At 73.8% G+C, this 2847-nt stretch carries 3 protein-coding genes; 1 reads left to right on the top strand and 2 read right to left on the bottom strand.

The annotated features are described in order from the left end of the window. On the bottom strand, positions 1–472 hold a 472-nt coding region (locus D471_RS0114605; RefSeq protein ID WP_026127736.1), incomplete at its 3' end, for an MFS transporter. Between the two features lie 128 nt (positions 473–600). On the opposite strand from D471_RS0114605, the gene D471_RS0114600 reads away from it, so the two are divergent. Beyond that, complete coding sequence (locus D471_RS0114600; protein ID WP_017599295.1) at positions 601–1257, top strand: TetR/AcrR family transcriptional regulator; 657 nt, start codon at positions 601–603, stop codon at positions 1255–1257. 66 nt (positions 1258–1323) lie between these two features. On the opposite strand, the gene ptsP is transcribed toward D471_RS0114600, so the two are convergent. Continuing rightward, the coding region (gene ptsP / locus D471_RS0114595) for a phosphoenolpyruvate--protein phosphotransferase (RefSeq protein ID WP_017599294.1) at positions 1324–2847 on the bottom strand (1524 nt) is incomplete at its 5' end.

Here is a 2847-nt window from a genome sequence, read left to right as displayed (position 1 = left end):
TCGCGGCGCCGATGAGGCTGCCGAAGACGCCGAACGCCCGGCCGAGCTTGTCCGGCGGGAAGGTGGCGCGCAGCAGTCCCATGGTGGCGGGCAGCAGCAGCGCCCCGAAGATCCCCTGGAGCATGCGGAAGGCGATGAGCATGACCACCCCGACGGACAGCCCGATCGCCACCGAGGACAGCACGAAGCCGATCACGCCGACCAGGTAGGTGCGCCGGTACCCGAAGCGGTCGCCGAGCTTGCCCGCGGTGATGAGGAAGACCGCCAGGCCGAGCAGGTACCCGTGGGTCACCCACTGGAGTTCGGCGAGGGAGGCCCCCAGGCTCTCCCCGATCGCCGGGTTGGCCACGGCCACGATCGTTCCGTCCAGCGCCACCATCATCACGCCGAAGGCGATGGCGACCAGTGTCGACCACGGACTTCGCCGCAGCCGCTCCGCCCTGGACATGGGCAGGGCATCCCCGAGTGTCATGACTTCCCCCAGTCTCGAATCCGCTGGGCTAGACTATGTCAGCGGCTGACAGTTTGCAGCAAGTGATTTTTGACTGTGACTGACGTAATATTCCGTCGGCAGAACGTCCAGGAGAGGAGGGGTGACCGATGGCGGGAGGACCGGTGACGGACACGGCCGGGGCCGAAGGCGTGGGACTGCGCGAGCGCAAGAAGGCGCGACTGCGCCAGAACCTGATCGAGTCGGGACTCCGTCTGTTCCTCGAACAGGGGTACCACGGAACGACGACAGAACAGATCGCCGCCAGCGTCGGCGTCTCCCAGCGGACCCTCTTCCGCTACTTCGCCACCAAGGAGGAGCTCCTCCTGGAGGCCCTGGCGGGCATCGACGAACTCTTCCTTTCGGCCCTGCGCGCCCGCCCGGCCGACGAACCCCCGCTGACCGCGCTGCGCAACGCCATCCAGGACCACTGGAACAGCGTCGACCCCCAGACGCGCGACTTCCTGAGCCGCGCCGCCACCGTCCTGAAGGACGACCCCGCGGTGGTCGCCGCGATGACGGGCTCCTGCCGACGCCACCAGGAGCGGATCTCGGAGGTCGTCGCCGAGCGCGCCGGGGTCGACCGCGCCACCGACCCGCGCCCCGACGTCCTGACCGCCGTCTTCCTCTCCGTGGTCGGCACGGCCCGCGAGTCCTGGAGCGCGTCCGGCTCCACCGACGCCGACGACCTGCTCAGGGCCGCGCGGGAACGGCTCGACCTCGTGCCCGGGGCCGTCGGCGGCGACTGGGGGACGGCGGGTGCCTGACACACACCGCGCCCGCTCCCGGAGCCTGAGGACCGGGGGCGGGCGCGGCGGGTCAGGGGGAAGCGGTCACCAGAGGTCGACCTCCGGGTTCGCGGCGGCCCGTACCTCCTCCCGGGCGTGCCCGGCGCTCGACGCGGCCAGGGCCAGGTCGGCCAGGCGGCGGCACTCCTCGCGCGTGTGGTGGGCGAGCGCGTGGCGGACGGCGGGCAGCGCGGGGGCCGACATGGACAGACTGCTCACCCCCGACCCCACCAGCACCAGGGCCAGCAGCGGGTCGGCGGCGGCCTCACCGCACACCCCGACCGACCGGTCCAGCCGCTCCCCCGACCGGCCCACGGCCGCCACCAGGGACACCAGGGCGGGCTGCCAGGGGTCGAGCAGGTCGGGCAGCGAGCCCAGGGTGCGGTCGGTGGCCATCGTGTACTGGGCGAGGTCGTTGGTGCCGATCGACACGAAGTCGACGTGCTCCAGGATCCGGTCGGCCAGCAGCGCGGCGGCGGGGACCTCGACCATGACGCCCACCTCCTCCAGCCCCGCCCCCCTGGCCAGCGCCGCGAACTCCGCTGCCTCGTCGGGGGTGGACACCATGGGCGCCATGACGCGCGTGTGCGTGCCGGTCGCCCGCACGGCGGCGGCGATCGCCGTCAGCTGGTCGGTCAGCAGACCCGGCTGGTCGCGCGCGGTCCGGTAGCCGCGCACGCCCAGGGCGGGGTTGTCCTCGGGGCCGGTCCCGACGAACGGCAGCGGCTTGTCGGACCCCGCGTCCAGGGTGCGGACGGTGACCGCGCGGCCGGAGAAGGCCTTGAGCAAACGTGTGTACACGGCGGTCTGCTCGTCCACCGTCGGCGGCTCGGACCGGTCCAGGAACAGGAACTCGGTCCGCAGCAGCCCCACACCCTCGCTGTCGTGCGCGGCCGCGTCCTCCGGGTCGCCCTCGCCCACGTTGAGCAGCAGGGCCACGGAGGAGCCGTCACGGGTGCGACCGGGTCCGGAGGACTCGGCGAGCAGGGCGCGGCGCCGCTCGTCCCGGCCGCGGATCCGCTCGACGGACTCCGCGTCGGGCTCGACGTCGACGGTGCCCGCGTCCCCGTCCACGGCCACCGCGGTCCCGTCCCGGAGGGTGTCGGCGTCCGCGCACCCCACGACGGCGGGGATGCCGAGCGCGCGGGCCAGGATCACCGTGTGGCTGGTGGGGCCGCCCTGCCGGGTGACGATCGCCAGCACACGGTCGGTGTCGAGCTGCACGGTGTCGGCCGGCGCGAGGTCGTCGGCGACCAGGACGTGGTCGTGGCCCGGGTCGGGAAGGCCCGGCATCGGCTCGTCGAGCAGGAGCGCGACGGCGCGGTCACGGATGTCGGCGAGGTCGGCGGCGCGCTCGGCCAGATAGCCCCCGGCCGCGAGCAGCAGTTCCTGGTAGGCGCCGACGGCCGAGTGGACCGCCCACGCGGCGGCCTCCCCCGCCTCCGCGCGCTCCCCGATCCGGCGGGCGAGCTCAGGGTCGCGGGCCATGAGGGCCTGCGCGGTGAGTACGGCCGCCCCGTCACCGGTCAGTCCGGCGGCGCGGGCGTCGAGCCACCGGGCCACGCCCTC

The sequence above is a fragment of the Nocardiopsis lucentensis DSM 44048 genome, from assembly GCF_000341125.1.
Lineage (GTDB): Bacteria > Actinomycetota > Actinomycetes > Streptosporangiales > Streptosporangiaceae > Nocardiopsis > Nocardiopsis lucentensis.
The sequence above is the reverse complement of the archived record's forward strand: the minus strand, read 5'-3'. Positions and strand labels throughout refer to the sequence as shown.

Coding starts and splice junctions, on each gene's coding strand:
- D471_RS0114600 (WP_017599295.1), top strand. CDS start 601: ATGGCGGGAGGACCGGTGACGGACACGGCCGGGGCCGAAGGCGTGGGA.